This is a genomic window from Streptomyces sp. NPDC007025 (assembly GCF_042869455.1).
In the GTDB taxonomy this organism is placed as follows: domain Bacteria; phylum Actinomycetota; class Actinomycetes; order Streptomycetales; family Streptomycetaceae; genus Streptomyces.
In genome coordinates this window covers 102,282-126,515 of the sequence record NZ_JBIAFT010000015.1, presented here as the reverse complement: position 1 = coordinate 126,515, position 24,234 = coordinate 102,282, and the positions used below count along the sequence as shown (strand labels likewise).

The window sequence follows — 24,234 nt, the reverse complement described above, 5'->3', positions numbered from 1 at the left end:
CCTGGGTGCGCCCGACGCCTCCTGGAATCCGGCTGGTTCGTCCCGGTTCGCGAGGCTTCCCGGGGTGCCGGTCAGCTGCCCGGACGGCGTACCGTGTGCGTCAACAGCCTTGTGGGGCAGGTGAATGCTGTGGCCGGGATACACGCATGTCGTAGTCGGGAGATAGGGTTACTCTGCCCGGGCCGGGTGCCCTCGTACGGGTGGGGAGTGACATGGAACAGATAACAGTCGGCAGCAGGGCGCGGGTGCCCGCGATCAAATGCGGTACCGGCGCGACGAGTTCGCGCCTCGATCGGCACCTCTCCGTGCTCGCGGGCCCCGCCGTCCCACCGCGCGAGGCGGAGGACGCGACCACGCTGATGCGGGAGATCACGCAGCGCGACGCGCTGCACAGCCGCACACGCAACCGCGGTGCGCGGGTCTCCCTCTTCGCCCCGCTGCGCAAGCTGCGCCGCACGCTGTTCGGCGAGCGCGGCTGAAGGCGGCCGCCGGACTGCTCCCCTCGCGGAGTCCGCGGATCCTCCGCGGAACGCCCCGGCGGCCGTTTCCCCCTCGTATCTCCTGCGTCGCCCGTGCTTCCCGCACGCTGTCCAGGGCCCGGCCCCGGCTCCCCGGCCCGCCCCTCCCGGCCCGTTGCGCCCGTCACGCCCGTTCGTCGTGGTCCGCCAGGTTCTCCAGCGTGACGGAGAAGGCGAAGCGGTCCCCCCGGTAGTGGATGCGGACCACGTCCACCACACGTCCCTCCGCGTCGTAGGTCACTCCCGTGTAGTGCAGGATCGGGCTCAGCAGCGGCACCCGCAGCAGCCGGGCCGTCTCCGGATCGGCCAGCCGCGCCTCGACCGTGTCCGTGATCCTGCTGATCCGCACCCCCACGGCGTCCCGCAGCACCTTCGTCATGGGCCAGTCGCGCCGCAGATCCGCCGGATCGATGTGCTCGGCGACATCCCTGCGGATGAGGTTGCAGGCCCAGTTGGTCGGCTCCCCGCTCTCCCGTTCGCAGCGCAGCCGCCGGTAGGCCATCGCCTCCTGTTGGCCGGGGAAGTACTCGGCCAGCTCGGCGGGGACCGGCTCCGGCCCGTGGCCCAGCAGCGTGGTGGGCTCCCCGGACTGCTGGGCGACGATCGTGTCCACCGAGCCGAGCAGCCGCACCGGCCGGGCCCGGCGCGCCTCCGGTTCGATGAAGGTGCCGTGCCGCCGGTGCCTGCTGATCAGCCCCTCCGCCTCCAGCTCCTTGAGGGCCTGGCGCATGGTCAGCACGCTGACGCCGTAGTGCTCGGCCAGCCGGTCCTCGGGCGGCAGCCGGTCCGGCGCCTGCGGGGGGCGGCCGAGTATGGAGGCGCGGAGGGACTGGGAGACCTGGTACCAGAGGGGCAGCTTCCGGTTCAGCTCGACGGAGTCGGGGGTGAACAGCGGCGTCATGGGGCGTGCCTCCACGGGTGAGGTCGGCCCGCGGTCCGCGCGACCGTCGCGGGCCCCTGCGGAGAGCGGAGCCGCGCGGGGCCGCGCGGGCGGACCGACCGGGGACGTCAGGGAGCCGGGAAGTGGCGCTCAAGACCCTGCCACACCGCGTCGTAGTCCGCCTGCAGGTGTGCGGCGTCCGCGGCCTGCCCGGTGAGCGTGACCGGCCAGCGCGTCTCGAACATGAAGGCCAGCCCGTCGTCGATCCTCTGCGGTGCCAGCTCGGCTGCCGAGGCCCGTTCGAAGGTCTCCCGGTCGGGGCCGTGGGCCGACATCATGTTGTGCAGCGAGCCCCCGCCCGGTACGAAGCCGCCCGCGCCCCCCGCCTTGGCGTCGTAGGCGCCCTCGATCAGGCCCATGTACTCGCTCATCACATTGCGGTGGAAGTACGGCGGCCGGAAGGTGTCCTCGCCCACCAGCCAGCGGGGTGCGAAGACCACGAAGTCCACCCCGGCCAGGCCCGGGGTGTCCGAGGGCGAGGTCAGCACGGTGAAGATCGAGGGGTCGGGATGGTCGTAGCTGATGCTGCCCAGCACGTTGAAGCGGCGCAGATCGTAGACGTAGGGCAGATGGTTGCCGTGCCAGGCCACGACATCCAGCGGCGAGTGGTCGTAGACGGCCTTCCACAGGTTGCCGCAGAACTTGTTGACCACCTCGACCGGCCGCTCCACGTCCTCGTAGCCGGCCGTGGGGGCCAGGAAGTCCCGCGCGTTGGCCAGTCCGTTGGCGCCGATCGGCCCCAGGTCGGGCAGCACGAAGGGGCGGCCGTAGTTCTCGCAGACGTACCCGCGCGCGCTCTCCGCCAGCAGCTCCACCCGGAAGCGCACCCCGCGCGGGAGCAGCGCCACGTGCCCCGGGGCCGCGCTCAGCGGCCCGAACTCGGTGTGCAGCAGCAGTCCGCCGCGCTCGGGGACGATCAGCAGTTCGCCGTCCGCGTCGCTGAAGACCCGGTCGGTCATGGACGCGTTGGCGGCGTACAGATGCACTGCCATACCGCTGCGCTGCCGCGCGTCGCCGTTGCCGCCCAGCGTCCAGAGACCGTCCAGGAAGTCGGTGCCCTCCGGCACCCGGGGCAGCGGGCCCCAGCGCAGTCGGTTGGGATCGGGTTCCGTCTCCTGGAAGGGGGCGCTCCGCAGGCCGCCGTTGTCCGCGCGGACGAAGCGCGGATGCGCTGCCGAGGGGCGGATCCGGTAGAGCCACGAGCGGCGGTTGTGCGCCCGGGGCTCGGTGAACGCGCTGCCACTCAACTGCTCCGCGTACAGGCCCAGCGGTGCCCGCTGGGGGGAGTTGCGCCCGAGGGGCAGTGCGCCCGGCTCGGCCTCGCTGCTGTGCTCGTTGCCGAACCCGGCCTGGTAGGTCAGCTGCCCGGCCGCGCCGCGCGCCTGATCCCGTGCCCGGTCGGCGGAGGTGCCGGTGCTGCTGGTGGTGGTGCTGTCGGTGCCCTGGCCCATCGCCAACTCCCGCCGCATCATGGATTCCTATGGAGGACCATAGGAATAACGGGGGTCTCCGTCAACGCACCACGCGTGCCCGCCCGGCGATCCGGGCGGTCCGCGCCGTGCGGAGGCGTGCCACCGGCCCCGGTGACCCAGGGCACTCCGACGCCGTGCTGACACCTTGCTGACCCGACAGTAGGTTTGCCCCATGAAGGCACACGACGGCATGTACATCGACGGCGCCTGGCGCCCCGCCACGGGCACCGGGACGATCGAGGTCACCAACCCCGCCGACGGAACCCTCCTGGCCACCGTCCCCGCGGGCGGGCCCGAAGACGTCGCGGCAGCCGTGCGCGCCGCCCGCGCGGCGCTGCCCGGCTGGGCCGCCACCCCGCCCGCGGAACGCGCCGCGCGGCTGGACGCCCTCCGGCGGATCCTCACCGACCGGCGCGAGGAGATCGCCCGGACCGTCACCGCCGAGCTCGGCTCCCCGCTCACCCTCTCGCAGAAGGTGCACGCCGCCGTGCCGATCGCCGTCTGCACCGGCTACGCCGAGCTCGCCGCCGCGTACTCCTTCGAGGAGCGGCTGGGCAACTCCCTGGTGCTGCGCGAGCCGGTCGGAGTCGTCGGCGCCATCACCCCGTGGAACTACCCGCTGCACCAGATCGTCGCCAAGGCCGCACCGGCCCTCGCGGCCGGCTGCACCATGGTGCTCAAACCGGCCGAGGACACCCCGCTGGTCGCCCAGTTGTTCGCGGAGGCCGTCGACGAGGCGGGGGTGCCCGCCGGGGTCTTCAACCTGGTCACCGGGCTCGGCCCGGTCGCCGGACAGGCGCTGGCCGAGCACGAGGACATCGACCTGCTCTCCTTCACCGGCTCCACCGCCGTCGGCCGCCGCATCGGCGCGGCGGCCGCGTCCGGCGTCAAGCGCGTCGCGCTCGAACTCGGCGGAAAGTCGGCCAACGTCATCCTGCCCGGCGCCGACCTGGCGAAGGCCGTGAAGGTCGGGGTCGCCAACGTGATGTCCAACTCCGGCCAGACGTGCAGCGCCTGGACCCGGATGCTGGTGGACTCCGAGCGCTACGAGGAGGCCGTAGGGCTGGCCGCCGAAGCCACCGCCAAGTACACCACCGGGGACCCGCTGGACGAGGCCACCCGGGTCGGCCCCCTCGTCAACGCCGCGCAGCGCGAGAGGGTCACCGGCTACATCGAGCGCGGCTGCGAGGAGGGCGCCCGACTGGTGGCGGGCGGCGCCGAGCCCCCCGAGGGCGCGGAGCGCGGCCACTACGTCCGGCCCACCGTCTTCGCCGACGTCACCCCCGGGATGACCATCGCCCAGGAGGAGATCTTCGGCCCTGTGCTGTCCCTGCTGAAGTACGAGGACACCGAGGACGCGCTGCGGATCGCCAACGGCACCGTCTACGGCCTGGCCGGCGCCGTGTGGTCCGAGGACGAGGAGGAGGCCGTCGCCTTCGCACGCCGGATGGAGACCGGACAGGTCGACATCAACGGCGGCCGGTTCAACCCGCTGGCACCCTTCGGCGGGTACAAGCAGTCCGGCGTCGGCCGGGAACTGGGCGTGCACGGCTTGGAGGAGTATCTGCAGACCAAGTCCCTCCAGCTCTGAGACCCGCGCCCACACCGTCCGCGCCGGGCCGGTCCGTCCGAGGCCACCCCCGTCCCGCATCCCGTTTGGAGCCCGCATGGTTCGCGCCCTCGTCCTGCCCGCTGTCTCGGCACCGCTGGAGGTCACCTCGATAGCCCTGCCGGATCCCGGACCCGGCCAGGTGCGGGTGCGGCTCGCCGCCGCCGGGGTCTGCCACTCCGACCTCTCGCTGGCCAACGGCACCCTGCGCCAGCCCGTACCGGCCGTCCTCGGCCACGAGGGCGCGGGAACCGTCGTCGCCGTGGGCGAGGACGTACGGGATGTCGCCCCGGGCGACCGGGTCGTCCTCAACTGGGCACCGAGCTGCGGCGAGTGCCACTTCTGCGCGCAGCTGTCCGAGCCGTGGCTGTGCGTGCGCGCCAACGACGCCACCACCACCCCCTACGCGCGCACCCGCAGCGGTGACGGGCTCTACCCCGGGCTGAGCGTCGCCGCCTTCGCCGAGGAGACGGTCGTCCCGCGCCGGGCCGTCCTTCCGCTCCCTGCGGGGGTGCCCCTGGAGGACGCGGCGCTGCTGGGCTGCGCCATGCTCACCGGGTACGGCGCGGTGCACCACAGCGCCCGGGTGCGGGTGGGCGAGTCGGTCGCGGTGTTCGGTGTGGGCGGGGTGGGGCTGGCCACCCTGCAGTCGGCGCGGCTGGCCGGTGCCGGACAGATCGTCGCGGTGGACGTCTCCGCGGAGAAGGAGGAGATGGCGCGGGCCGCCGGGGCGACGGACTTCGTCGTGGCGGGGGAGAAGACCGCCAAGGAGGTCCGCGCGCTCACCGAGGGCGGCTACGGCGCCGACGTGGCCGTCGAGTGCGTGGGGCGGGCGGCGACCGTCCGCGCCGCCTGGGACTGCACCCGTAGGGGCGGCCGGGCCGTCGTGGTCGGCATCGGCGGCAAGGAGGAGCAGGTCACCTTCTCCGCGCTGGAGATCTTCCACTTCGCACGGGAGCTGCGCGGCTGCGTCTACGGCGACTCCGATCCCGCGCGGGACGTCCCCGTGCTGGCCCAGCATGTGCGGGACGGGCGGCTGGAGCTGGGGGCGCTGGTGAGCGAGCGGGTCGGGCTGGAGGGGGTCGGGGACGCCTTCGCGGCCATGCGGGCCGGGCGGGGCGGGCGCACCCTGGTGGTCTTCTGATCCCGGGCCGGCTGCCGGGGCGCGCTGCTCTTCCGGGCCCCGGCGGGGTCAGGCCACCCGCGGAGGTCCACGCCCCGGCGGGGTGCGGGCTAAGCAGCCGCTCAGTGCGCAGTAAGCTGGGCGGATGACGACGGGTGTGATCGATGAATCCTTCGGCGGCGTCACCCCGGACGCCGCCCGCCGCCTGCTGCTCGGCGCCGTGGAGGCGTTCGCCGAGCGGGGTTTCCACGCCACCACCACCCGCGACATCGCCGGACGTGCGGGAATGAGCCCCGCCGCGCTCTACATCCACTACAAGACCAAGGAAGAGCTGCTCTTCCACATCAGCCGGGTCGGCCACGAGCGCTCGGTCGCGGTGCTGGAGGAGGCCGTCGCGAGCGTGCCCGACTGTGCGGAGCGGCTCGCCCGCGCCGTCCGCGCGTTCGTACGCTGGCATGCGGAGCACCACACCACGGCGCGGGTCGTCCAGTACGAGCTGGCGGCGCTGGGGGAGGAACACTACGCGCGGATCGTGCTGTTGCGCAGGCGCAGTGAGGAGATTCTGCGCGCGGTCCTGGAGGAGGGAGTGGCGGCCGGGGAGTTCGACATCCCGGACCTGCGGGGCACGGCGCTGGCCGTGATGTCGCTGTGCATCGACGTCGCCCGCTGGTTCAGCCCGGAGGGCCGCCGGACGCCGGACGAGATCGGCGCGCTGTACGCCGATCTCGCCCTGCGGATGGCGGGCCACCGGCCCGCCGGTCTCACCAGTAGTAGCGGCTGAGGCTCACCGCGACGCACACCGGCTTGTCGCCGCCCTCCCGTTCCACGGTCACCTGCGCAGCGACCTGCACCCCGCCGTCCGGTGTCTCGCTGACGTCGGCCAGGGTCGCCCGGGCGCGCAGCCGGGAGCCGACGGGCACCGGGGCGGGGAAGCGCACCTTGTCGGTGCCGTAGTTGACGCCCATCCGCACCCCTTCGACGCGCAGGATCTGCGGGACGAGCGCGGGCAGCAGCGAGAGGGTCAGATAGCCGTGTGCGATGGTGCTCCCGAAGGGGCCCGCGGCGGCGCGTTCCGGGTCCACGTGGATCCACTGATGGTCGCCGGTCGCGTCCGCGAAGAGATCGATCCGCTTCTGGTCCACCTCAAGCCAGTCGCTGACGCCCAGCTCCTGTCCGACCGCGGCGCGCAGCTCCGGGGCCGAGGAGAAAACCTGGGGTTCCGCCATGCAAACAACCTCCCACGCTGGTAAGTCGCGGAGCGGATGCCGAATAAGCGATCGCTCAGCACGTGCCGGTCAGCATGCCAGCAGGCCCCCGAGCGGCGCCACCCCGACCCCCGCCGCCCACCACACCCGGTTCGTGCCGTGCCCCGGTCCGGCGCCGCAGTCCGGTGCGGCGCCCGGTTCGTCGGCACGCCCCCGGCCTCGGCGGGTGCCGCTGTCGCCCGTGTGCCGCCGCCGCTCAGCCCTGGGAGGGCAGCGGGCTGCCGAACCCGAGCCGGGAGCCGGCGCCCGCACGGTGCGGATTGCGGCTCTCGCGGCGGCCGGTGCCCTCGGTGCGGATCTCCGTACGGGTCCCCCGCTCCTTGCGCAGGGCACGGCGGTAGGGGGGCGCGTCCCGGACGCCGCCCGGCATGGCGATCATGCGGCGCAGCACCTCCGCCAGCCGGGGGGTGGGCGGCCGGGCCGGATCGCACCGCAGCAGCGACCTGCCGCCCCACGTCCTGCGGTGCCACTCGTCGAGTGCGGTCGGCTGCCTGATCCCCTTGTGCTTCTCCCGCCTGCGGCGGTCGGCGACTTCGGACTCGTAGGCGAGCCAGACCGCGCGGGCCTCCTCCAGTTCCTCCAGGGCCGCGACGAGCAGCGCGGGGTCGGGTTCGCGGTCCTCCGGGTCGAACCCTGCGTTCCTGCACAGGTGCTGCCAGGTGGCGCGGTGTCCGTAGGGGGCGAACCGCTCCAGGCACTTGCGCAGCGCCTGTCGCCGCTGGGACCGTTCTCTGTCCGGATCCCGGACCTGTCGGGCGAGCGCTCTGAAACCGGCCAATCATCCCACCTCCGGCGGAGAGGACCCGTGTCGTCGGGGATGTGACGTGCCGCCCCGCGGTTCGGATCCGTCTCCGGCAATGCTTTTTCGCGCGGAGAGCGCGCACTTGCTTCGGCGTGGCGGATTACCCCGGATGCGGTCCGCTATTCCTGTAAGGGACGCGGCCCCGCCCCATCGGGCGCAGCCGCTTCCGGGGTCTCCACCGGTCACGCATACGCGGCGCCGCGCGCCGCCCACAGCAGAGGAACGAGCCTGCGGGCACCGCCGTTCCCGACGCGGTGCCGGGAGGGTCGCCGGCACCCCTTCCGCAATGACATACCGACTGGTTAGTCTGCCGACCGGGCGCGGCGCCGCGGAGCCTTTCCGCCGACCGCGCCCGAACGGGGCCGCAGGAGCACACGCCCGGAGAGTGGGAGGCGCAGCCGATGGAGTCCTTGCGCGACAGTGCCGTCGTCGTCACCGGAGCGGGCGGCGGCATCGGAGCCGCCCTCGCCCGCAGATTCGCCGCCGAGGGCGCGCGGGTCGCGGTCAACGACCTCGACCCGGGCCGCGCCCGGGCGGTCGCCGAGGAGATGGGCGGCATCGCCGTCCCCGGGGACGCCGCAACCGTCGTGGCGCCCGCGCGCGAGGCGCTCGGCGGAACGGTCGACACGTTCTGTGCCAACGCCGGTCTGGGTACCGAGGGCGGCCCCGAGACCCCCGACGCGCAGTGGGACGCCGCCTGGGACCTCAACGTGATGGCGCACGTCCGGGCCGCGCGGGAGCTGCTGCCGGACTGGCTGGAGCGCGGGCGGGGGCGCTTCGTCTCCACCGTCTCGGCGGCCGGACTGCTGACGATGGTCGGCTCGGCGCCCTACAGCGTCACCAAGCACGCCGCACTCGCCTTCGCCGAGTGGCTGTCGGTCACCTACCGGCACCGGGGCCTCCAGGTGCTCGCCGTCTGCCCCGAGGGGGTACGCACCGACATGCTGGAGGCCACCGGCGCCGCGGGCGACCTCGTGCTGCGGCCCGGCGCCATCGCCCCGGACGCCGTGGCCGACGCGCTGTTCGCCGCGCTCGCCGACGGGCGCTTCCTCGTCCTGCCGCACGCCACCACCCAGGGGCACTACACCGCGCGGGCCAGCGGGACCGACACCTGGCTGAGCGCCATGAACCAGTTGCAGCGCAAGGTCGAGGACGCAGCCGGCGGGACCCGGCAGGGCGCCGCCGGGACACGGGAGGGGGAGCCGGCATGACTTCAGCGACCGCCGCCGGGTACGGGGACAAGCCCTGGCTCGCCCAGCTCACCGAGGCCCAACGCGCCCCCGTCACACCGCCGGAGACGCTGCTGCACGCCTTCCGCGCCGCGGTCCGCGAGGTACCGGACCGGACCGCGCTCGGCTACTTCGACGGCCGGCTCAGTTACGCCGAGGCCGACGCGCTCTCCGACGCCGTCGCGGCGCACCTCGCCGCACGCGGCCTGGCCAGGGGCGACCGGCTCGCCCTGATGCTGCAGAACAGCCCGCACTACGTGCTGGCGCTGCTCGGCGCGTGGAAGGCGGGCGCCACCGTGGTGCCCGTCAACCCCATGTACAAGGAGCGCGAGGTGGCGCATGTGCTCCAGGACGCGGAGGCGGCCGCACTGGTGTGCTCCGACCGCGCCTGGGAGGACCGGCTGCGCGCCGTTGCGGCCGGCGGCACCGTGCGCACGGTGCTGACCGCCTGCGAACTCGACCTGCAGACGCGGGACGACCCCCGGGTGCTCGACTTCGACCGGCGCGCGCCCGCCGAGGATGCCGAGGACCTGCTCGCCGTCGCCCGCAGCGGCGCGCCCGCACCCGCCGGACGCGGACTCACCGGCGAGGACATCGCCCTGATCAGCTACACCTCCGGGACCAGCGGCTCCCCCAAGGGCGCCATGAACACGCATGCCAACCTCGCCTACAACGCGGAGCGGCAGCGCGTCGGCCACGGCATTCCCGAGGGGGCGTGCGTCTTCGCGCTGGCCCCGCTCTTCCACATCACCGGAGCGGTCGTGCAGCTCTGCGGCTGCATCGCCAACAAGGGCACGCTCGCGCTCGCCTACCGCTTCGACGCGGGTGTCGTCCTGGACGCCTTCCTGGAGCACCGGCCCGCCTACACCGTCGGCCCCTCCACCGCGTTCATGGCGCTGGCCGCGCACCCGGCCGCGTCCCGCGCACACTTCGCCTCGTTCACGCACCTCTCCTCCGGCGGCGCGCCGCTGCCCCCCGCGCTGGTGGAGAAGTTCCGCGCCGCCTTCGGCCCCTACATCGGCAACGGCTACGGCCTCACCGAGTGCTCGGCCCCGTGCGCCTCCGTACCGCCCGGCAGGGAGGCCCCGGTCGACCCGGAGTCCGGCACGCTGGCCGTCGGCCTGCCCGGCCCCGACACGGTGGTGCGGATACTCGACGAGGCCGGCGCCGAGGTGCCGTTCGGGCAGCAGGGCGAGATCGCCGTGCGCGGCCCGCAGGTGGTGCCCGGCTACTGGCGGCGGCCCGCGGAGACCGCCGCCGGGATGCCCGACGGCGAACTGCGCACCGGGGACATCGGTTTCATGGACGCGGACGGCTGGCTGTACGTCGTCGACCGGAAGAAGGACATGATCAACGCCTCCGGGTTCAAGGTCTGGCCCCGCGAGGTCGAGGACGTGCTCTACACGCACCCGGCCGTTCGCGAGGCCGCGGTGGTCGGGGTGCCGCACGAGTACCGCGGCGAGACCGTCAAGGCGTACGTCAGCCTGCGCGAGGGCGCGTCGGCCGCTCCTCAGGAGCTGAGCGGGTACTGCAGGGAGCGGCTGGCCGCCTACAAGTACCCCCGCGAGGTGGAGGTGCTGCCGGAGCTGCCCAAGACCACCAGTGGCAAGATCCTCCGGCGGGAGCTGCGTTCCCGGCAGGACGGCGCCCCGACGGCGAGCGGGCAGCCGGGCAGGCCGGGCGGCGCCGGCCGGTGAACGACGAGCGAGAGGCAGGTGGCGGCCATGGCGACCAGGGCCGGTGAGGGAGATCCGGTACACGGCGGCGGGACGCGCCCGGCGCGTGCCCGGAGCGGGGACGACACCCGGGTGCCGGTACCGCAGCGGCTGATGGCGGCCGCCACCCGCCTCTTCGCCGAACAGGGGTACGACCGCACGTCCGTGCAGGAGATCGTGGAGGCGGCAGGCGTCACCAAGGGCGCGCTCTACCACTACTTCGGATCCAAGGACGATCTGCTCCACGAGATCTACGGCCGGCTGCTGCGGCTCCAGCAGGAGCGCCTCGACCTGCTCGCCGACCGTGCGGCCCCGGTGGAGGAGCGGCTGCGGCAGGCCGCGGCGGACGTCGTCGTCACCACCATCGACAACCTCGACGACGCCATGATCTTCTTCCGCTCGATGCACCAGCTCTCCCCGGAGAAGCAGAAGCAGGTGCGGGCCGAGCGGCGCCGCTACCACGAGAGGTTCCGTGCGCTGATCGAAGAGGGTCGGCGCTCCGGGGTGTTCAGCGACGCGACCCCCGCCGACCTGGTCGTGGACTACCACTTCGGTTCCGTGCACCACCTCAGCAGCTGGTACCGGCCGGGCGGCCGGCTCACGCCGCAGGAGGTCGCCGACCACCTGGCCGATCTGCTGCTGCGGGCGCTGCGGCCCTGAGCGGGCCCGGGGCCGCGGAGCGCGGCCCCCCGTCGACGAAAGGACCATCCGTGCAGGCATGGCGCGTCCACACCAACGGCGAACCGCGCGACGTGATGCGGCTGGAAGAGGTGCCCGAGCCCGAACCGGGCCCGGGGCAACTGCTGGTCCGGGTGCGGGCCGCGAACGTCAACTACCCGGACGCCATGCTGTGCCGGGGCGAGTACCAGGTGCGCCCACCGCTGCCGTTCACCCCCGGCGTGGAACTCTGCGGCGAGATCGTCGGCGGGCCCCGGGCGGGGGAGCGGGTGCTCGGGCAGCCGGTGCTGCCCTGCGGCGCCTTCGGCGAGACGGCCGTCGTCGCCGAGGACAGCGCCCGTCCCGCGCCCGGCGCGCTGGACGACGCCGAAGCCGCCGCGCTGCACATCGGGTACCAGACCGGCTGGTTCGGGCTCCACCGGCGCGCCGGGCTGCGGAAGGGCGAGACGCTGCTGGTGCACGCCGCCGCGGGCGGCGTCGGCAGTGCGGCCGTCCAGCTGGGCAAGGCCGCCGGGGCACGGGTGATCGGAGTCGTCGGCGGTGCCGCGAAGGCCGAGGTCGCCCGGGGCCTGGGCTGCGACGTGGTCGTCGACCGCAGGAGCGAGGACGTGGTCGCCGCCGTGAAGGAGGCCACCGGCGGCGCGGGCGCCGACGTGGTCTACGACCCGGTGGGCGGCGACGCCTACGCGGCGTCCACCAAGTGCATCGCCTTCGAGGGGCGCATCGTGGTGGTCGGCTTCGCCAGCGGCGCGGTGCCCACCCCCGGACTCAACCACGCGCTGGTGAAGAACTACTCCGTCCTCGGGCTGCACTGGGGGCTGTACGCGCAGCGGGAGCCCTCAGCCGTCGACCGCTGCCACGAGGAGCTCACCCGCCTCGCGGCGGAGGGCGCGGTCCGGCCGCTGGTGAGCGAGCGTGTGCCGCTGGGCGGCGCTGCCGACGCCGTCCAGCGGGTCTTCGACGGCGTGACCACGGGCCGCGTGGTGGTGGAGCCCGGCTGACCGGCCCCGGACGGACGGCGGCGGGCCGCGACGCGTTCCCGGCCGCCGCCGGCCCGTAAGTCTCCGTCGGCACCGGCTTCCCGGTCGCTCCGCGGAGCACCGGGCTGCCGGTCTCCCCGGCCGCGGGCACCCGGCACCGTGCCGGGCCCGGGACGTCAGGCGACCGCGGCGGCCGCCGCCCGTCCGGCCGTGCGCCCCGAGAAGAGGCAGCCGCCCAGGAAGGTGCCCTCCAGCGAGCGGTAGCCGTGCACCCCGCCGCCGCCGAAGCCGGCGGCCTCCCCCGCTGCGTAGAGCCCCGGAACCGGGTCGCCCCGGTGCGGCCGTGCCGCGTCCGCCGGTCCTCGCGCGGGCTCGGCGAGCACCCGCGAGGACAGGTCCGTCTCCAGCCCGCCCAGGCTCTTGCGGGTCAGAATGTTGAGCCGGACCGCGATCAGCGGACCGGCGGCCGGGTCCAGCAGGCGGTGCGGGGCCGCGACCCGGATGAGCCGGTCGCCCAGGTACCGCCGGGCGCCGTTCAGCGCGGTGATCTGGAGATCCTTGGTGAACGGGTTGCGGATCTCCCGGTCCCGGGCGGCGATCTCCCGGTGCAGCGCCGCCGCCTCGATCAGCCCGTCCCCGGTCAGTTCGTTCATCCGGCGGGCCAGGGCGGCGACATCGCGCTCGATGACGAAATCGGCCCCGTGGTCCATGAACGCCTGCACCGGGCCGCGGGCGCCGCCGCGTGCCCGGCCCAGGACCTCGCGCACGGACCGGCCGGTCAGATCCGGGTTCTGCTCCGATCCGGAGAGCGTGAACTCCTTCTCGATGATCTTCCGGCTGAGGACGAACCAGGTGTAGCCGTGCCCTGTCCGCATGATGTGGTCGAGGGTGCCCAGCGTGTCGAAGCCGGGGAAGAGCGGTACCGGCAGCCGCTGCCCGGTGGCGTCGAGCCACAGCGAGGAGGGTCCGGGCAGGATGCGGATGCCGTGCCGGGCCCAGATGGGGTTCCAGTTCTCGATCCCCTCGGTGTAGTGCCACATCCGGTCGCGGTTGACCATGTGGCCGCCCGCCTCTCCTGCCACGTCGAGCATCAGCCCGTCCACATGCGCCGGCACGCCGGAGAGCAGCTTCCGGGGCGGGGTGCCCAGCCGCTCGGGCCAGTGGGCGCGTACCAGTTCGTGGTTGCCGCCGATACCGCCGGAGGTCACGATCACGGCCTGGGCGCGCAGTTCGAAGCCGCCGACGGACTCCCGGCCGCTGGCCGTGCCGCGCCGCGCGTCGCTGGGCTCCAGCACCTGGCCGGTCACGGTGTCCACCGCTCCGGCCGTCCGGGACAGCCCGGTCACCCGGTGCCGGAAGCGCAGCTCCACCAGCCCGCGCGCCACGCCCTCGCGGACGCGCCGCTCGAACGGTTCGACGATGCCGGGCCCGGTGCCCCAGGTGATGTGGAACCGGGGCACCGAGTTGCCGTGGCCGCCCGCGCCGTAGCCGCCCCGCTCGGCCCAGCCCACCACGGGGAAGAGCTTCAGCCCCTGGGCGCGCAGCCAGGCACGCTTCTCGCCCGCGGCGAAGTCCACGTACGCCTCGGCCCACCGGCGCGGCCAGTGGTCCTCGGGCCGGTCGAAGGCGGCCGTGCCCAGCCAGTCCTGCCAGGCGAGTTCGCGGCTGTCCCGGATGCGCAGCCGCCGCTGCTCGGGCGAGTCGACGAAGAACAGGCCGCCGAAGGACCAGTGCGCCTGCCCGCCGAGCGACTGTTCGGGCTCCTGGTCGAGGAGGAGGACGCGCCGCCCGGCGTCGGCCAGTTCGGCTGTCGCGGCGAGACCCGCGAGTCCGGCTCCGACCACGATCACATCGGCGTCGTACGCCATGCTCCCACCTTTCCTGACAACTGCCGCAGCAGGTGCGCGGACACCCGCACCGGGACCGGTGACCGGAGAGTAACCTCCGGGCCCGCCCGCGGACACCCCTGCGCGGGGCCCGTCCACGGTGCTTGGATGGGCGCATGACACCGCAGGGGCGCTCGGCGGACGAGCTGCTGGACATCGTGGACGCACAGGACCGGGTCGTCGGGCAGCGGCTGCGCGGCGAGGTCTACGCCGGCCGGCTGCGGCACCGCAGCACCGCCATCCGGGTCCGGGACGCGGCGGGCCGGATCTTCGTGCACCGCCGCACCCCCACCAAGCTGATCTTCCCCGGGCTGTACGACGTGGTGGTGGGCGGTGTGGTGGGCGCGGGCGAGGACTACGACACGGCGGCCCTCCGGGAGGCCGAGGAGGAACTGGGCGTCAGCGGACTGCCGCAGCCCGAGCGGCGGCTGAAGTTCCTCTTCGAGGCGCCCGAGTACTCCTGGTTTCTCCAGGTGTACGAGGTCGTGTGCACGCTGCCCGTCCGGCCGCAGCCGGAGGAGGTCGCGTGGTGGGACTTCCTGCCGGAGGAGGAGCTGGAGCGGCGGCTGGCCGGCTGGGTCGCACAGGGCAGCGTCGTCCCGGACGGGCTGGAGTGCCACCGGCGGCTCGCCGCCGGGTAAGGGGTGCACCCGTGCGGCGTGGGCGTCCCCGTGGGGAAGCGCCGCAGGTCACCGCGTACGGTTGAGCCATGCGCGACCGGCTCTCGGCGACTCTTCGGCTGTGGTTCGCCCCCCAGCGGCTCAGGGAGGAGGGCACCACGCCCGACTACCGCTTCTCGCTCGCCAACGAGCGCACCTTCCTCGCCTGGATCCGCACCGCGCTGGCCCTGGTGGCGGGCGGGATCGCGGTCGACCAGTTCCTGACCGACCTGCGCTGGGGGGTGCGCACGGCCGTCGCGACCGTGCTGCTGGCCGGTGCGGCGCTGTGTGCCGTCCGGGCCGTGAACCACTGGGTGCGCTGCGAGCGCGCCATGCGCCGCGGCGAGGACCTGCCCGCCTCGCGCTTCCCGGTGCTGCTGGCGGGCGGTACGGCGTTCGCCGCGCTGCTGGTCGTCGCCGTCGTGGTGTTCGGCCTGGCCGGCCGGTGAGCGGCGGCGAGCCGCCCCGCGACCCGGGCGCCCAGCCGGAGCGCACCTGGCTGGCCTGGCGCCGTACGACGCTGACCTGCGCGGTGTCGGTGGCGCTGACGGCGCGGGTGGCGCTCGCCGATCCCTCCGGCCCCGCCGTGGCGGCCGCCTGCCTCGGCGCGCTGGCCTGGGTGGGCCTGCTGGTGACCGCGCACCGGCGGATCCGCGCGCTCGCCCGGTCCCGGCCCCGGACGATGGGGGCGGCCCAGACCCTGGGGGCACTGGCCTGTGTGCTGGTGCTGGTCGGAGTGGGCGGGATGCTGCTGCTGTGAACGGACCCGAAGGCCCGTACGCGCCGCTCGTGGTCGTCATGGGGGTGTCCGGTTCCGGCAAGAGCACCGTCGGGGAGTGGCTGGCCGGGGCGCTCGGTGTGCCGTTCGCCGACGCGGACGACTCCACCCCGCGCACAACATCGAGAAGATGTCGGCCGGCGTCCCGCTGGACGACGCGGACCGGGCGCCGTGGCTGGACGCGGTGGCCGGCTGGCTGCGCAGCCGTGCCGCCGCCGGGAACCCCGCCGATGGCGGCGTGCTGGTCTGCTCGGCGCTCAGGCGCCGCTACCGCGACCGGCTCCGTCGGGCGTCCGGGCGGCTCTTCTTCGTCCACCTGACGGGCCCCTGCCCGCTGATAGCGCGACGGCCGGCCCGCCGCGGCGGCCACTTCATGCCGTCCAGCCTGCTGCGCTCCCAGTTCGAGGCCCTCGAACCGCTCGGCGGGGACGAGTACGGTGCCGCCGTCTCCGTCGCCGGCACCCCGCAGGAGACGCGCGAGGCGTGGAGCGCTCTGGCGCGCGCCCGGGTGTGCTGAGGGGCGCCCGCCGGGGTCCGGCCCGCGGGCCCCGGGCGTGCTTCGGCCCGCGGGTCAGGCGAGCGCGACGGCGGCCAGGATCAGCACCCCGACCGAGAGGACGATGATCAGGGCTAGGCCGGAGGGGTTGCGGTGGTTGAGGACGTAGCCGTTCCTGGAGCGCTCGTCGCGTACGAACAGCGGCTCGTTGTCACCCATGGGCATGCCCCGAGGCTAGAGCGCCACCCGTGCGCCTGTCATGGGACTTCGGTCGGAAAGCGGTGCATCACACACCGAGCCGGGAGGACGGCGGTCAATCCGGACCGTTTTCCACCGGCCCCGTCGCCCGGCCGCGAGGAACGGAATCCGGACCGGCAGGTGACCCCCTCTGGACTCCATACCGACTAGTCGGCATGATCGGGTCCGACCGATGCCGAAGGAGCGCGCACGATGAGCGAACAGAACCCGCCCGGTCTCGATCTGCCGCGGCTGGCCGCGCACCTGGAGCGCGAGCGCCCCGGACTGGTACGGGGGCCGCTGAGCGCCGAGGTCGTCCAGGGCGGCAGGTCGAATCTCACCTACCGGGTCACCGACGGGACGGGCCGGTGGGTGGTACGGCGGCCGCCGCTCGGGCACGTACTGGCCACCGCGCACGACATGGCCCGCGAGCACCGCGTCATCAGCGCGCTGCGCGACACCCCGGTGCCGGTGCCCGGGACCGTGCTGCTGTGCGAGGACCCCGACGTGCTCGGCGCGCCGTTCTACGTGATGGACCACGTCGAGGGCACCCCCTACCGCACCGCCGAGGAACTCGCCCCGCTCGGCGCCGAGCGGACCCGCGAGGTCGTCCTGACGCTGCCCGAGACGCTGGTGGCGCTGCACGCCGTCGATCCGCACGGGGTGGGGCTGGGCGACTTCGGGCGGCCCGAGGGCTTCCTGGAGCGTCAGCTGCGCCGCTGGAGCAAGCAGTTGGAGGCCTCCCGCAGCCGTGAGCTGGCCGGTGTCGACGAGCTGCGCGGCGCGCTCGGCGAGGCGCTGCCCGACTCGCCGCGGCCCACCGTCGTGCACGGCGACTACCGCCTCGACAACGTGCTGATCGACGCCGGCGGGGAGGTGGCCGCGGTGCTCGACTGGGAGATGTCCACGCTCGGCGACCCGCTCACCGACCTCGGGCTGCTGGCGATGTACAGCGAGCGCCAGGACGTGCCCGACTCGCCGGTCAGCACCACCAGCGGAGCCCCCGGCCACCCCTCGGCCACCGAGCTGATCGAGCGCTACGCGCGACTCTCGGGCCGCGACGTCTCGCAGATCAACTGGTACACCGCCTTCGCCTACTTCAAGCTCGCCGTCATTCTCGAGGGCATCCACTACCGCTTCACGCTCGGCAGCACGGTCGGCGCGGGCTTCGACCGGATCGGCGAACTGGTGCCGGTCTTCATCGACAACGGACTCTCCACTCTGCGGAAGGGCTGAGGCAGCACATGGACTTCGCATACGACGCGCGCACCGAGGAACTGCGCGAGCGGCTGCTCGCCTTCATGACCGAGCACGTGTACCCGGCCGAGCAGACGGCCGAGGAGCAGCGCGCCGCGCAGGACTCCCCCTGGAGCACGGTGCCGGTCCTCGAGGAGCTCAAGGCCGAGGCGCGCACGCAGGGGCTGTGGAATCTCTTCCTGCCCGACGAGGAGTACGGGGCCGGACTCTCCAATCTGCAGTACGCACCGCTGGCCGAGATCACCGGGCGCAGTCCGCAGCTCGCGCCGACCGCGCTCAACTGCGCGGCGCCCGACACCGGGAACATGGAACTGCTCGCCCAGTTCGGCTCGCCCGAGCAGCGCGCCCGGTGGCTGGAGCCGCTGCTGGCCGGCGAGATCCGGTCGGCCTTCGCCATGACCGAGCCGGACGCCGCCTCCTCGGACGCCACCAACATCGGCACCCGGATCCGGCGGGAGGGCGATGAGTACGTCGTCACCGGCCGCAAGTGGTACATCTCCGGAGCCATGCACCCGGACTGCGCCGTCTTCATCGTCATGGGCAAGACCGACCCGGACGGCGCGGACGTGCGCCGCCAGCAGTCCATGGTGCTCGTCCCCCGGGACACACCGGGTCTCGAGGTGCGCCGAGCGATGTCCGTCTACGGGTACGAGGACCACTGTCACGGCGGCCACGCCGAGGTGGTCTTCCACGACGTCCGCGTCCCGGCGTCCGCCCTCGTCGGCGAGGAGGGCGGGGGCTTCGCCATCGCGCAGGCCCGGCTCGGTCCGGGCCGCATCCACCACTGCATGCGGCTGATCGGCATGGCCGAGCGGGCCATCGAGCTGATGTGCCGCCGGGCGCTGGACCGGACGGCCTTCGGGGCGCCGCTGGCCCGGCAGGGAGTGGTGCGCGAGTGGATCGCCGACGCGCGGGTGCAGGTGGAGCAGTTGCGGCTGCTGGTGCTGAAGACGGCCTGGCTGATGGACACCGTCGGCAACCGGGGCGCGCACACCGAGATCCAGGCCATCAAGATCGCCACGCCGCGTGCGGTGGTGCGGATCCTCGACGACGCCGTCCAACTGCATGGCGCGGCCGGGGTCTCGCAGGACTATCCGCTCGCCCACCTGTGGGCCTCGGCGCGCACGCTGCGGCTGGCCGACGGCCCCGACGAGGTGCACCAGCGCTCGCTGGCCCGCCGGGAGCTGAAGCGCCACACCTGAGGGCGGGGCGGCACCGGGCTCCGGGCGGCGCGGAGCCGCCCGGAGCCGCGCCGGTGTCACCGCCCCGGCTCGACCGGCACCGGGCCGCCGCGCCGCCGGGCGGGGTGCCGGCCCTGCGGCGGAGACGGTTCGGGCCGGGGCGGCGGGCGCCGCACCTGGTGGGTCTGCGGCTCTCCTGCCGAGAGGGTGAACTGCCTGCCGCAGTGGCACAGCTCCAGCGGCTCGCCCTCCAGCAGCGTGTAGAGGGCCGTCCGGCTGCGGATCTCCACCCGCAGCCGCCGCCCCCGCACCTGCACGGTGAACGCCAGCCGGCTCAACTGCTCGGGCAGCAGCGGGGAGAAGTCCAGCATGCCGTGCCGCAGCCGCATCCCGCCGAACCCGGCGACCAGCGCGATCCAGGCCCCGGCCAGCGAGGCGATGTGCAGTCCGTCGCGGGTGTTGCTCTCCAGGTCCGCGAGGTCCATCAGCGCCGCCTCGCCCACATAGTCGTAGGCGAGCCGCAGATGCCCGACCTCGGCGGCCATCACGGCCTGGCAGCAGGCGGACAGGGAGGAGTCCCGGACGGTCATCTGCTCGTAGTAGTCGAAGTTGCGCGCCTTCTGCTCCGCGTCGAAGGCGTCGCCGCGCTTGTAGAGCGCCAGCGCCAGGTCGGCCTGCTTGATGACCTGCTTGCGGTACAGGTCGAAGTAGGGGAAGTGCAGCATCAGCGGGTACTGGTCCGGGCCGGTCGCGGCGAAGTCCCACATCTGGTGCCCGGTGAAGCCCGCCGACTGCTCGTGCACGCCCAGTGTCCCGTTGAACGGCAGCGCCACCGCCTCGGCCGCGTCCCGCCAGGCGGCGGCCTCCTCGTCGTCCACCCCCAGCGCGGCGGCCCGCTCGGTGTACCGCTCCACCACGTCCGCCGCCTCGCGCAAGTTCTGCTGCGCCATCAGGTTGGTGTACAGGTTGTCGTCCGCGACGGCGCTGTACTCGTCCGGCCCGGTGACCCCGTCGAAGTGGAAGGTGCCGTGGTGGTCGTGGTGGCCCAGCGAGTGCCACAGCCGGGCGGTCTCCACCAGGATCTCCACCCCCGTCTCCCGCTCGAACTCCACGTCCCCGGTGGCCGCGACGTACCGGGTGACCGCGTCCGCGATGTCGGCGTTGACATGGAAGGCGGCCGTACCGGCCGGCCAGTACGCGGAGCACTCCGAGCCGTCGATGGTCCGCCAGGGGAAGGCCGCACCCCGCAGGCCGAGCTGGCGGGCCCGGTCCCGCGCCGCGGGCAGGGTCTCCTGCCGCCAGCGCAGCGCCTCGGCCACCGAGTCCGGCGAGGTGTAGGTGAGCACCGGCAGCACGAACTGCTCGCTGTCCCAGAAGGAGTGGCCGTCGTAGCCGGAGCCCGTCAGCCCCTTGGAGGGGATGGCGCGCTTCTCGGCCCGGGCACCGGCCTGCAGCACGTGGAAGAGGGCGAAGCGCACCGCCTGCTGGATCTCCGCGTCCCCGTCCACCTCCACGTCGGCCCGCGCCCAGAAGCTGTCCAGATACGCCTGCTGCTCGTCCACGAGTCCCTGCCAGCCCTTGCTGCGGGCTCCGGCGAGGGCCGCGTCGACCTGGTCCCGCACGGCGGGCAGCGAGCGGACCCCCGACCAGCCGTAGGCCACCAGCTTCTCCACCCGCAGCGGCTCGCCCGGCCGCAGCTCGGCGGTGACGGTGAGCCGTGCGACGTTCTCGCCGCTCTCGCTGGAGGTGCTGGTCGACTCGGGGCCGTGCACGAGGTGGTCGGCCGCCGCGCCGACCCGCAGCCCGCTGCGCTCGGTGCAGTGCACCAGGCGCAGCCGCATGTCGGAGGCGAAATCCTCCTCCGGCTGCAGCACGTCCTCCAGCGCGGTGGCCACCCGCGGGTCCTCGCCGCTCTTCTGCGGCAGCTGCTCGTTGGCGACCAGTTCGGACTGCACGACGACGCGCACATCCGAGTCCAGCGGTTCCACCTCGTAGGAGACGGCGGCGACGGCCCGCTGGCTGAAGGAGACCAGCCGGGTCGAGGTGACCCGTACGGTGCAGCCCGCCGGGGAGCTCCACTCGCAGACCCGGCGCAGCAGTCCGGTGCGCAGGTCAAGCACCCGCTCGTGGGAGCGCAGCTTGCCGTAGCGCACGTCGAACGGCTCGTCGTCGACGAGCAGCCGCATGACCTTCCCGTTGGTGACGTTGATGACCGTCTGTCCGGCTTCCGGGTAGCCGTAGCCCCCCTCCGCGTACGGCAGCGGGCGCAGCTCGTGCACCCCGTTGAGATAGGTGCCGGGCAGACCGTGCGGCTCGCCCTCGTCGAGGTTGCCGCGCCAGCCGATGTGCCCGTTGGAGAGCGCGAAGAGGGACTCGCTCTGCGGCAGCCTGTCGATGTCCAGCGTGCTCTCGCGCAGCGACCAGGGCTGCACGGCGTAGGACGAGTTGCTGATCACGAGCGCTCCTTCCGCGCCGGAGGGCGGGGGGCGTCCCGTTCCCGGCTCCCCTCCCGGTCCGTCAGTTCGGCCAGGTCCTGCACGACGGTGTCCGCACCGTGCGCGCGCAGCGCGTCGGCCTGTCCCGTGCGGTCGACCCCCACGACATATCCGAAGTCCCCGGCTCGTCCGGCGTCCATCCCGGCGAGCGCGTCCTCGAAGACGGCGGACTCGCCCGCTGCGGCCCCCAGGTCCGCGGCGGCGGCCAGGAAGGTGTCCGGGTGGGGTTTGCCCGGCAGTTCACGCTCCCGGGCCACGATCCCGTCGATCCGCACCTCGAACAGGTCCTCGATACCGGCCGCGGCCAGCACGTCCCGGCAGTTGGCGCTGGAGGAGACCACGGCCGTCCGCAGCCCCGCCGCCCGCACCGCGTGCAGATACCGCACCGACCCCTCGTACGCCGCCACGCCGTCGGTGCGGATCTTGTGCAGCAGCAGGTCGTTCTTGCGGTTGCCCAGGCCGTTGACCGTCTCGCGGCCGGGCGGATCGTCGGGGTCGCCCTCCGGGAGGCGGATGTCCCGCGCCGCGAGGAAGGTTCGTACGCCGTCGGCCCGCGGGCGCCCGTCCACATAGGCGTCGTACTCCGCCACCTGGTCGAAGGGGCGGAACCCGGGCCCGTCCCGGTCCCGCAGATAGGCGTCGAACATCTCCTTCCACGCGGCGGCGTGCACGGCGGCCGTCTTGGTCAGCACGCCGTCCAGGTCGAACAGGCATGCGCGGATGCGGTCCGGCAGACCGAGGATCGTCATGCGTGCCGGGTCCCCTGGCCGCCGCTCCGGCATGCCTGCCGAAGCGCTTTGCCGCCCGGCTGGACGCTCGCCGGACCGGCCTCCGGCCCCTGCGGGGAACCCCGGTGCCGCCTCGCCGGAACCGGCCCGTGCCGCGCGGGAGGGTGAGCGGCCCGGCGCCGCGGGCTCCGGGTCGCTCCCGTACGCGGTGCGGCGGGCGGGCCCGTGCGGCGGATCCCGCGGGCTACGGCCGGGCGGAGGTCAGGTCGCCGGCCGCTCCCGGCCCAGCCGCCGTGCCCCGGCCGTCGGGCGCGGGGTCCGCTCCGGCATCCGCGTCCGGGAATTCGTCGCCGGCGCCGCGGGGCCGCGGCGGTTTCCGGTCCATCTCGCGCCACTCCGGCCGCAGCCCGGTCAGGTTCGTGGTGAGGAAGTAGGCGGCGGCCCCGGTGCACAGCACCGGCACCAGGCCGAAGGAGGCGACGGCGGTACCGGCGAGGAGACCGCCGAGCGGGATACCGGCCCAGGCGAGGGAGTCGCCCAGCGCGTTGACCCGGCCCCGCAGCTCACCGGGCACCCGTTCGAAGTTGAGCGCCCCGAGTATCGGATTGAGGAAGCCCGCCCCGAACCCGCCGAGTGCGAAGACCGCCAGTACCGCCCACAGCGGTACGTCCACGGCCAGGATCAGGAACCGGGGCGCGCCCGCCAGCAGGAACCCGGCGAAGAAGACGGGGCGACGGCGCATCCGGTGCGCGACTGCGGCGGCCAGCAGGCTGCCGAGGACCGCGGCGATCCCCAGCGCACTGTTGGCCAGCCCGATCGCGCCGGGCCCGTTGCCGGACTCCCGGGCCCAGACCGGCAGCAGCAGCGTGGCGAAGGCGGCGTCCAGGAGGTTGGTGACGCCGACCGTCGCGATCACCGTCAGCAGCAGCGGATCGCGCCGCAGGAAGCGGAACCCGGCACCGAGCTGCCGCCAGTAGCCGTCCTCGGAGACGGTCCGGGCGTCGGCTCCGGAGCCGGCCGGCGCGGTTGTGCGGCGGCCCGGCAGCAGCAGCACGATGAGGACGGAACCGGCGGCGAAGCAGCAGGCGATGGCGAACAGCGCGGTCTGCGCACCGAGCAGCGCCACCACCGCGCCGCCGGCGGCCGGGCCCACCGTGGACGCCAGCCGTTCGGTGACCCCGGCCAGTCCGGCGGCCCGCTCCAGCGGTACCCGGGCGCGTTCCGCGGCCACCGGGACCATGATCTCCTTCGACAGGTCGCCCGGCCCGCGGGCCGCTCCGATCACCGCCACGAGCAGGAGCAGCAGCCAGAAGGAGAGCACGTCAACCAGGTGCAGCAGGCCGACGGCGGTGATCGCGGCCGCGCTGACCACGTCGGTGATCCAGGAGACCGTGCGTGGACCGATCCGGTCCACCAGCGGTCCGGTGAACGCCTTGACCAGGACGTAGGGGGCCATCTCGCACAGGGCCACCAGCCCGGTGCGGGCGGTGCTGCCGGTGGTGACCAGGACGAACCAGGGGAGCGCGATGGCCGAGATGCGGGTCCCGGTCAGGGAAACGGCCATCGCTGCCAGCACGCCTGCCAGCGGCCGTCGGCTCCGCTCGGTCATCCGCAAAACTCCAGACCGCGCGTTCGAGCGGTCCGGCTCGGGCACCGTGTCCCGCCGGCTCGGGAAGCCGCGCCTCACTCCGGTTCGGGCACCGTGCGCCGCACGTCGCGGAGCCGGTCCAGCTCGCGCCGGTCGCGCTTGGTGGGGCGGCCGGCTCCTCGTTCGCGCCGGGGGACGAGCGGGACCTCCACCGGAGAGGGCGGCGGCGGGCTGTTGTCCTGGTAGCACTCGGCGGCGACCGAGGCCCCCACCCGCTTCTTGAGCAGCCGTTTGACGATCACGATGCGCTCCCGCCCGGCCTGCCGGACCCGCACTTCGTCGCCGACCCGCAGGGCGTGTGCCGCCTTCGCCCGCTCACCGTTGATCTTGACGTGTCCACCGCGGGCGGCGGTCGCCGCCTGGGAACGGGTCTTTGCCAGCCGGACGGACCAGATCCAGCTGTCGACCCGCACCGACCCCTCCTCTGCCGTCATGCTCCCGATTCTAGGTCGGACGCCCTCCGGGAGCCGAGGGCGCCCGCAGGCGCCGGCTCCCGGAGGGCGCCGTCCGGCCCCGCTGCCGGTCGCCACCCGGCGAA

At 73.9% G+C, this 24,234-nt stretch carries 23 protein-coding genes and 1 pseudogene; 14 read left to right on the top strand and 10 right to left on the bottom strand.

The annotated features are described in order from the left end of the window. The first annotated feature begins 212 nt into the window (after positions 1–212). Positions 213–479 (top strand): hypothetical protein, encoded by a 267-nt coding sequence (locus tag ACFYMO_RS26810; RefSeq protein WP_037705985.1) that lies wholly within the window; start codon positions 213–215, stop codon positions 477–479. 163 nt (positions 480–642) lie between these two features. Here the strand turns inward: ACFYMO_RS26810 and ACFYMO_RS26805 are convergent, their stop codons facing one another. Both ACFYMO_RS26805 and hmgA read right to left on the bottom strand, forming a co-directional pair. Then, positions 643–1,419 carry a GntR family transcriptional regulator gene (locus ACFYMO_RS26805; RefSeq protein ID WP_388549536.1) on the bottom strand — a complete coding sequence of 259 codons (777 nt, stop codon included), beginning with the start codon at positions 1,417–1,419 and terminating at the stop codon, positions 643–645. A gap of 107 nt (positions 1,420–1,526) precedes the next feature. Further along, positions 1,527–2,909: a homogentisate 1,2-dioxygenase gene (hmgA, locus tag ACFYMO_RS26800; protein WP_366773592.1), complete on the bottom strand. Its 1,383-nt coding sequence runs from the start codon at positions 2,907–2,909 to the stop codon at positions 1,527–1,529. Between the two features lie 193 nt (positions 2,910–3,102). Between hmgA and ACFYMO_RS26795 the strand changes: the two genes are divergently transcribed. The 3 genes from ACFYMO_RS26795 to ACFYMO_RS26785 all read left to right on the top strand — a co-directional run bounded on the left by ACFYMO_RS26795 (position 3,103) and on the right by ACFYMO_RS26785 (position 6,443). After that, a complete protein-coding gene (locus ACFYMO_RS26795; RefSeq protein WP_366773563.1) occupies positions 3,103–4,521 on the top strand; it encodes an aldehyde dehydrogenase family protein in 1,419 nt (472 codons plus the stop codon). Positions 4,522–4,597: 76 nt separating this feature from the next. Further along, positions 4,598–5,683 (top strand): zinc-binding dehydrogenase, encoded by a 1,086-nt coding sequence (locus ACFYMO_RS26790; RefSeq protein ID WP_366773562.1) that lies wholly within the window; start codon positions 4,598–4,600, stop codon positions 5,681–5,683. A 124-nt stretch (positions 5,684–5,807) separates the two neighbouring features. Beyond that, entirely contained in the window at positions 5,808–6,443 is a 636-nt protein-coding gene (locus ACFYMO_RS26785; protein ID WP_366773561.1) for a TetR/AcrR family transcriptional regulator, read from the top strand. Here ACFYMO_RS26785 and ACFYMO_RS26780 read toward each other — a convergent pair. Both ACFYMO_RS26780 and ACFYMO_RS26775 read right to left on the bottom strand, forming a co-directional pair. After that, positions 6,424–6,888: a MaoC family dehydratase gene (locus tag ACFYMO_RS26780; RefSeq protein WP_388549531.1), complete on the bottom strand. Its 465-nt coding sequence runs from the start codon at positions 6,886–6,888 to the stop codon at positions 6,424–6,426. The two genes, ACFYMO_RS26785 and ACFYMO_RS26780, sit on opposite strands and share 20 nt — an antisense overlap. A 235-nt stretch (positions 6,889–7,123) precedes the next feature. After that, positions 7,124–7,705, bottom strand: a complete 582-nt coding sequence (locus tag ACFYMO_RS26775; RefSeq protein WP_366773559.1) for a hypothetical protein — start codon at positions 7,703–7,705, stop codon at positions 7,124–7,126. Between the two features lie 425 nt (positions 7,706–8,130). Here ACFYMO_RS26775 and ACFYMO_RS26770 point away from each other — a divergent pair, with 425 nt between their 5' ends. From ACFYMO_RS26770 to ACFYMO_RS26755, 4 genes are all read left to right on the top strand, one after another. Further along, entirely contained in the window at positions 8,131–8,940 is an 810-nt protein-coding gene (locus ACFYMO_RS26770; protein WP_388549528.1) for an SDR family oxidoreductase, read from the top strand. Then, on the top strand, positions 8,937–10,655 hold the full coding sequence (locus ACFYMO_RS26765; RefSeq protein ID WP_366773557.1) for an AMP-binding protein: 1,719 nt from the start codon (positions 8,937–8,939) through the stop codon (positions 10,653–10,655). The genes ACFYMO_RS26770 and ACFYMO_RS26765 overlap by 4 nt, the downstream gene beginning before the upstream one ends. Positions 10,656–10,787: 132 nt before the next feature. Beyond that, positions 10,788–11,333 carry a TetR/AcrR family transcriptional regulator gene (locus ACFYMO_RS26760; RefSeq protein WP_366773591.1) on the top strand — a complete coding sequence of 182 codons (546 nt, stop codon included), beginning with the start codon at positions 10,788–10,790 and terminating at the stop codon, positions 11,331–11,333. A 50-nt stretch (positions 11,334–11,383) separates the two neighbouring features. Further along, positions 11,384–12,352, top strand: a complete 969-nt coding sequence (locus ACFYMO_RS26755) for an NADPH:quinone oxidoreductase family protein (RefSeq protein WP_366773556.1) — start codon at positions 11,384–11,386, stop codon at positions 12,350–12,352. A gap of 155 nt (positions 12,353–12,507) precedes the next feature. Here ACFYMO_RS26755 and ACFYMO_RS26750 read toward each other — a convergent pair whose 3' ends face one another. Continuing rightward, entirely contained in the window at positions 12,508–14,199 is a 1,692-nt protein-coding gene (locus tag ACFYMO_RS26750; RefSeq protein WP_366773555.1) for an FAD-binding dehydrogenase, read from the bottom strand. Positions 14,200–14,333: 134 nt separating this feature from the next. Here ACFYMO_RS26750 and ACFYMO_RS26745 point away from each other — a divergent pair, with 134 nt between their 5' ends. The 4 genes and pseudogenes from ACFYMO_RS26745 (at position 14,334) to ACFYMO_RS26730 (ending at position 16,171) form a co-directional block, all read left to right on the top strand. After that, entirely contained in the window at positions 14,334–14,858 is a 525-nt protein-coding gene (locus ACFYMO_RS26745) for an NUDIX domain-containing protein (RefSeq protein ID WP_366773554.1), read from the top strand. Positions 14,859–14,926: 68 nt separating this feature from the next. Continuing rightward, entirely contained in the window at positions 14,927–15,325 is a 399-nt protein-coding gene (locus ACFYMO_RS26740; RefSeq protein ID WP_019355365.1) for a YidH family protein, read from the top strand. After that, positions 15,322–15,636, top strand: coding sequence for a DUF202 domain-containing protein (locus ACFYMO_RS26735; RefSeq protein WP_366773553.1), 315 nt, complete (start codon positions 15,322–15,324; stop codon positions 15,634–15,636). Before ACFYMO_RS26740 ends, ACFYMO_RS26735 begins: the two co-directional genes overlap by 4 nt. A gap of 38 nt (positions 15,637–15,674) precedes the next feature. Next, a pseudogene (locus ACFYMO_RS26730) lies at positions 15,675–16,171 on the top strand (gluconokinase). 54 nt (positions 16,172–16,225) lie between these two features. Here ACFYMO_RS26730 and ACFYMO_RS26725 read toward each other — a convergent pair. Further along, entirely contained in the window at positions 16,226–16,375 is a 150-nt protein-coding gene (locus ACFYMO_RS26725) for a hypothetical protein (protein ID WP_019355368.1), read from the bottom strand. A gap of 225 nt (positions 16,376–16,600) precedes the next feature. Here ACFYMO_RS26725 and ACFYMO_RS26720 point away from each other — a divergent pair, with 225 nt between their 5' ends. Further along, positions 16,601–17,623, top strand: coding sequence for a phosphotransferase family protein (locus tag ACFYMO_RS26720; RefSeq protein WP_366773552.1), 1,023 nt, complete (start codon positions 16,601–16,603; stop codon positions 17,621–17,623). 8 nt (positions 17,624–17,631) lie between these two features. After that, positions 17,632–18,846, top strand: a complete 1,215-nt coding sequence (locus ACFYMO_RS26715; protein WP_366773551.1) for an acyl-CoA dehydrogenase family protein — start codon at positions 17,632–17,634, stop codon at positions 18,844–18,846. A gap of 56 nt (positions 18,847–18,902) precedes the next feature. Here ACFYMO_RS26715 and ACFYMO_RS26710 read toward each other — a convergent pair whose 3' ends face one another. The 4 genes from ACFYMO_RS26710 to ACFYMO_RS26695 all read right to left on the bottom strand — a co-directional run bounded on the left by ACFYMO_RS26710 (position 18,903) and on the right by ACFYMO_RS26695 (position 24,130). Next, positions 18,903–21,281, bottom strand: a complete 2,379-nt coding sequence (locus ACFYMO_RS26710) for a glycosyl hydrolase family 65 protein (protein ID WP_366773550.1) — start codon at positions 21,279–21,281, stop codon at positions 18,903–18,905. Beyond that, positions 21,278–22,069: a beta-phosphoglucomutase family hydrolase gene (locus ACFYMO_RS26705; RefSeq protein WP_388549521.1), complete on the bottom strand. Its 792-nt coding sequence runs from the start codon at positions 22,067–22,069 to the stop codon at positions 21,278–21,280. The genes ACFYMO_RS26710 and ACFYMO_RS26705 overlap by 4 nt, the downstream gene beginning before the upstream one ends. A gap of 223 nt (positions 22,070–22,292) precedes the next feature. Next, positions 22,293–23,657, bottom strand: coding sequence for an MFS transporter (locus ACFYMO_RS26700; protein WP_366773548.1), 1,365 nt, complete (start codon positions 23,655–23,657; stop codon positions 22,293–22,295). A 74-nt stretch (positions 23,658–23,731) separates the two neighbouring features. Continuing rightward, a complete protein-coding gene (locus tag ACFYMO_RS26695; protein ID WP_366773547.1) occupies positions 23,732–24,130 on the bottom strand; it encodes a S4 domain-containing protein in 399 nt (132 codons plus the stop codon). Positions 24,131–24,234 lie beyond the last annotated feature (104 nt).

Bases quoted from the DNA above. Each gene is read 5' to 3' on its own strand.
- ACFYMO_RS26810 (WP_037705985.1), top strand. From the start codon at position 213: ATGGAACAGATAACAGTCGGCAGCAGGGCGCGGGTGCCCGCGATCAAA.
- ACFYMO_RS26805 (WP_388549536.1), bottom strand. From the start codon at position 1,419: ATGACGCCGCTGTTCACCCCCGACTCCGTCGAGCTGAACCGGAAGCTG.
- hmgA (WP_366773592.1), bottom strand. From the start codon at position 2,909: ATGGGCCAGGGCACCGACAGCACCACCACCAGCAGCACCGGCACCTCC.
- ACFYMO_RS26795 (WP_366773563.1), top strand. From the start codon at position 3,103: ATGAAGGCACACGACGGCATGTACATCGACGGCGCCTGGCGCCCCGCC.
- ACFYMO_RS26790 (WP_366773562.1), top strand. From the start codon at position 4,598: ATGGTTCGCGCCCTCGTCCTGCCCGCTGTCTCGGCACCGCTGGAGGTC.
- ACFYMO_RS26785 (WP_366773561.1), top strand. From the start codon at position 5,808: ATGACGACGGGTGTGATCGATGAATCCTTCGGCGGCGTCACCCCGGAC.
- ACFYMO_RS26780 (WP_388549531.1), bottom strand. From the start codon at position 6,888: ATGGCGGAACCCCAGGTTTTCTCCTCGGCCCCGGAGCTGCGCGCCGCG.
- ACFYMO_RS26770 (WP_388549528.1), top strand. From the start codon at position 8,131: ATGGAGTCCTTGCGCGACAGTGCCGTCGTCGTCACCGGAGCGGGCGGC.
- ACFYMO_RS26765 (WP_366773557.1), top strand. From the start codon at position 8,937: ATGACTTCAGCGACCGCCGCCGGGTACGGGGACAAGCCCTGGCTCGCC.
- ACFYMO_RS26760 (WP_366773591.1), top strand. From the start codon at position 10,788: ATGGCGGCCGCCACCCGCCTCTTCGCCGAACAGGGGTACGACCGCACG.
- ACFYMO_RS26750 (WP_366773555.1), bottom strand. From the start codon at position 14,199: ATGGCGTACGACGCCGATGTGATCGTGGTCGGAGCCGGACTCGCGGGT.
- ACFYMO_RS26745 (WP_366773554.1), top strand. From the start codon at position 14,334: ATGACACCGCAGGGGCGCTCGGCGGACGAGCTGCTGGACATCGTGGAC.
- ACFYMO_RS26740 (WP_019355365.1), top strand. From the start codon at position 14,927: ATGCGCGACCGGCTCTCGGCGACTCTTCGGCTGTGGTTCGCCCCCCAG.
- ACFYMO_RS26725 (WP_019355368.1), bottom strand. From the start codon at position 16,375: ATGCCCATGGGTGACAACGAGCCGCTGTTCGTACGCGACGAGCGCTCC.
- ACFYMO_RS26720 (WP_366773552.1), top strand. From the start codon at position 16,601: ATGAGCGAACAGAACCCGCCCGGTCTCGATCTGCCGCGGCTGGCCGCG.
- ACFYMO_RS26715 (WP_366773551.1), top strand. From the start codon at position 17,632: ATGGACTTCGCATACGACGCGCGCACCGAGGAACTGCGCGAGCGGCTG.
- ACFYMO_RS26705 (WP_388549521.1), bottom strand. From the start codon at position 22,069: ATGACGATCCTCGGTCTGCCGGACCGCATCCGCGCATGCCTGTTCGAC.
- ACFYMO_RS26700 (WP_366773548.1), bottom strand. From the start codon at position 23,657: ATGACCGAGCGGAGCCGACGGCCGCTGGCAGGCGTGCTGGCAGCGATG.
- ACFYMO_RS26695 (WP_366773547.1), bottom strand. From the start codon at position 24,130: ATGACGGCAGAGGAGGGGTCGGTGCGGGTCGACAGCTGGATCTGGTCC.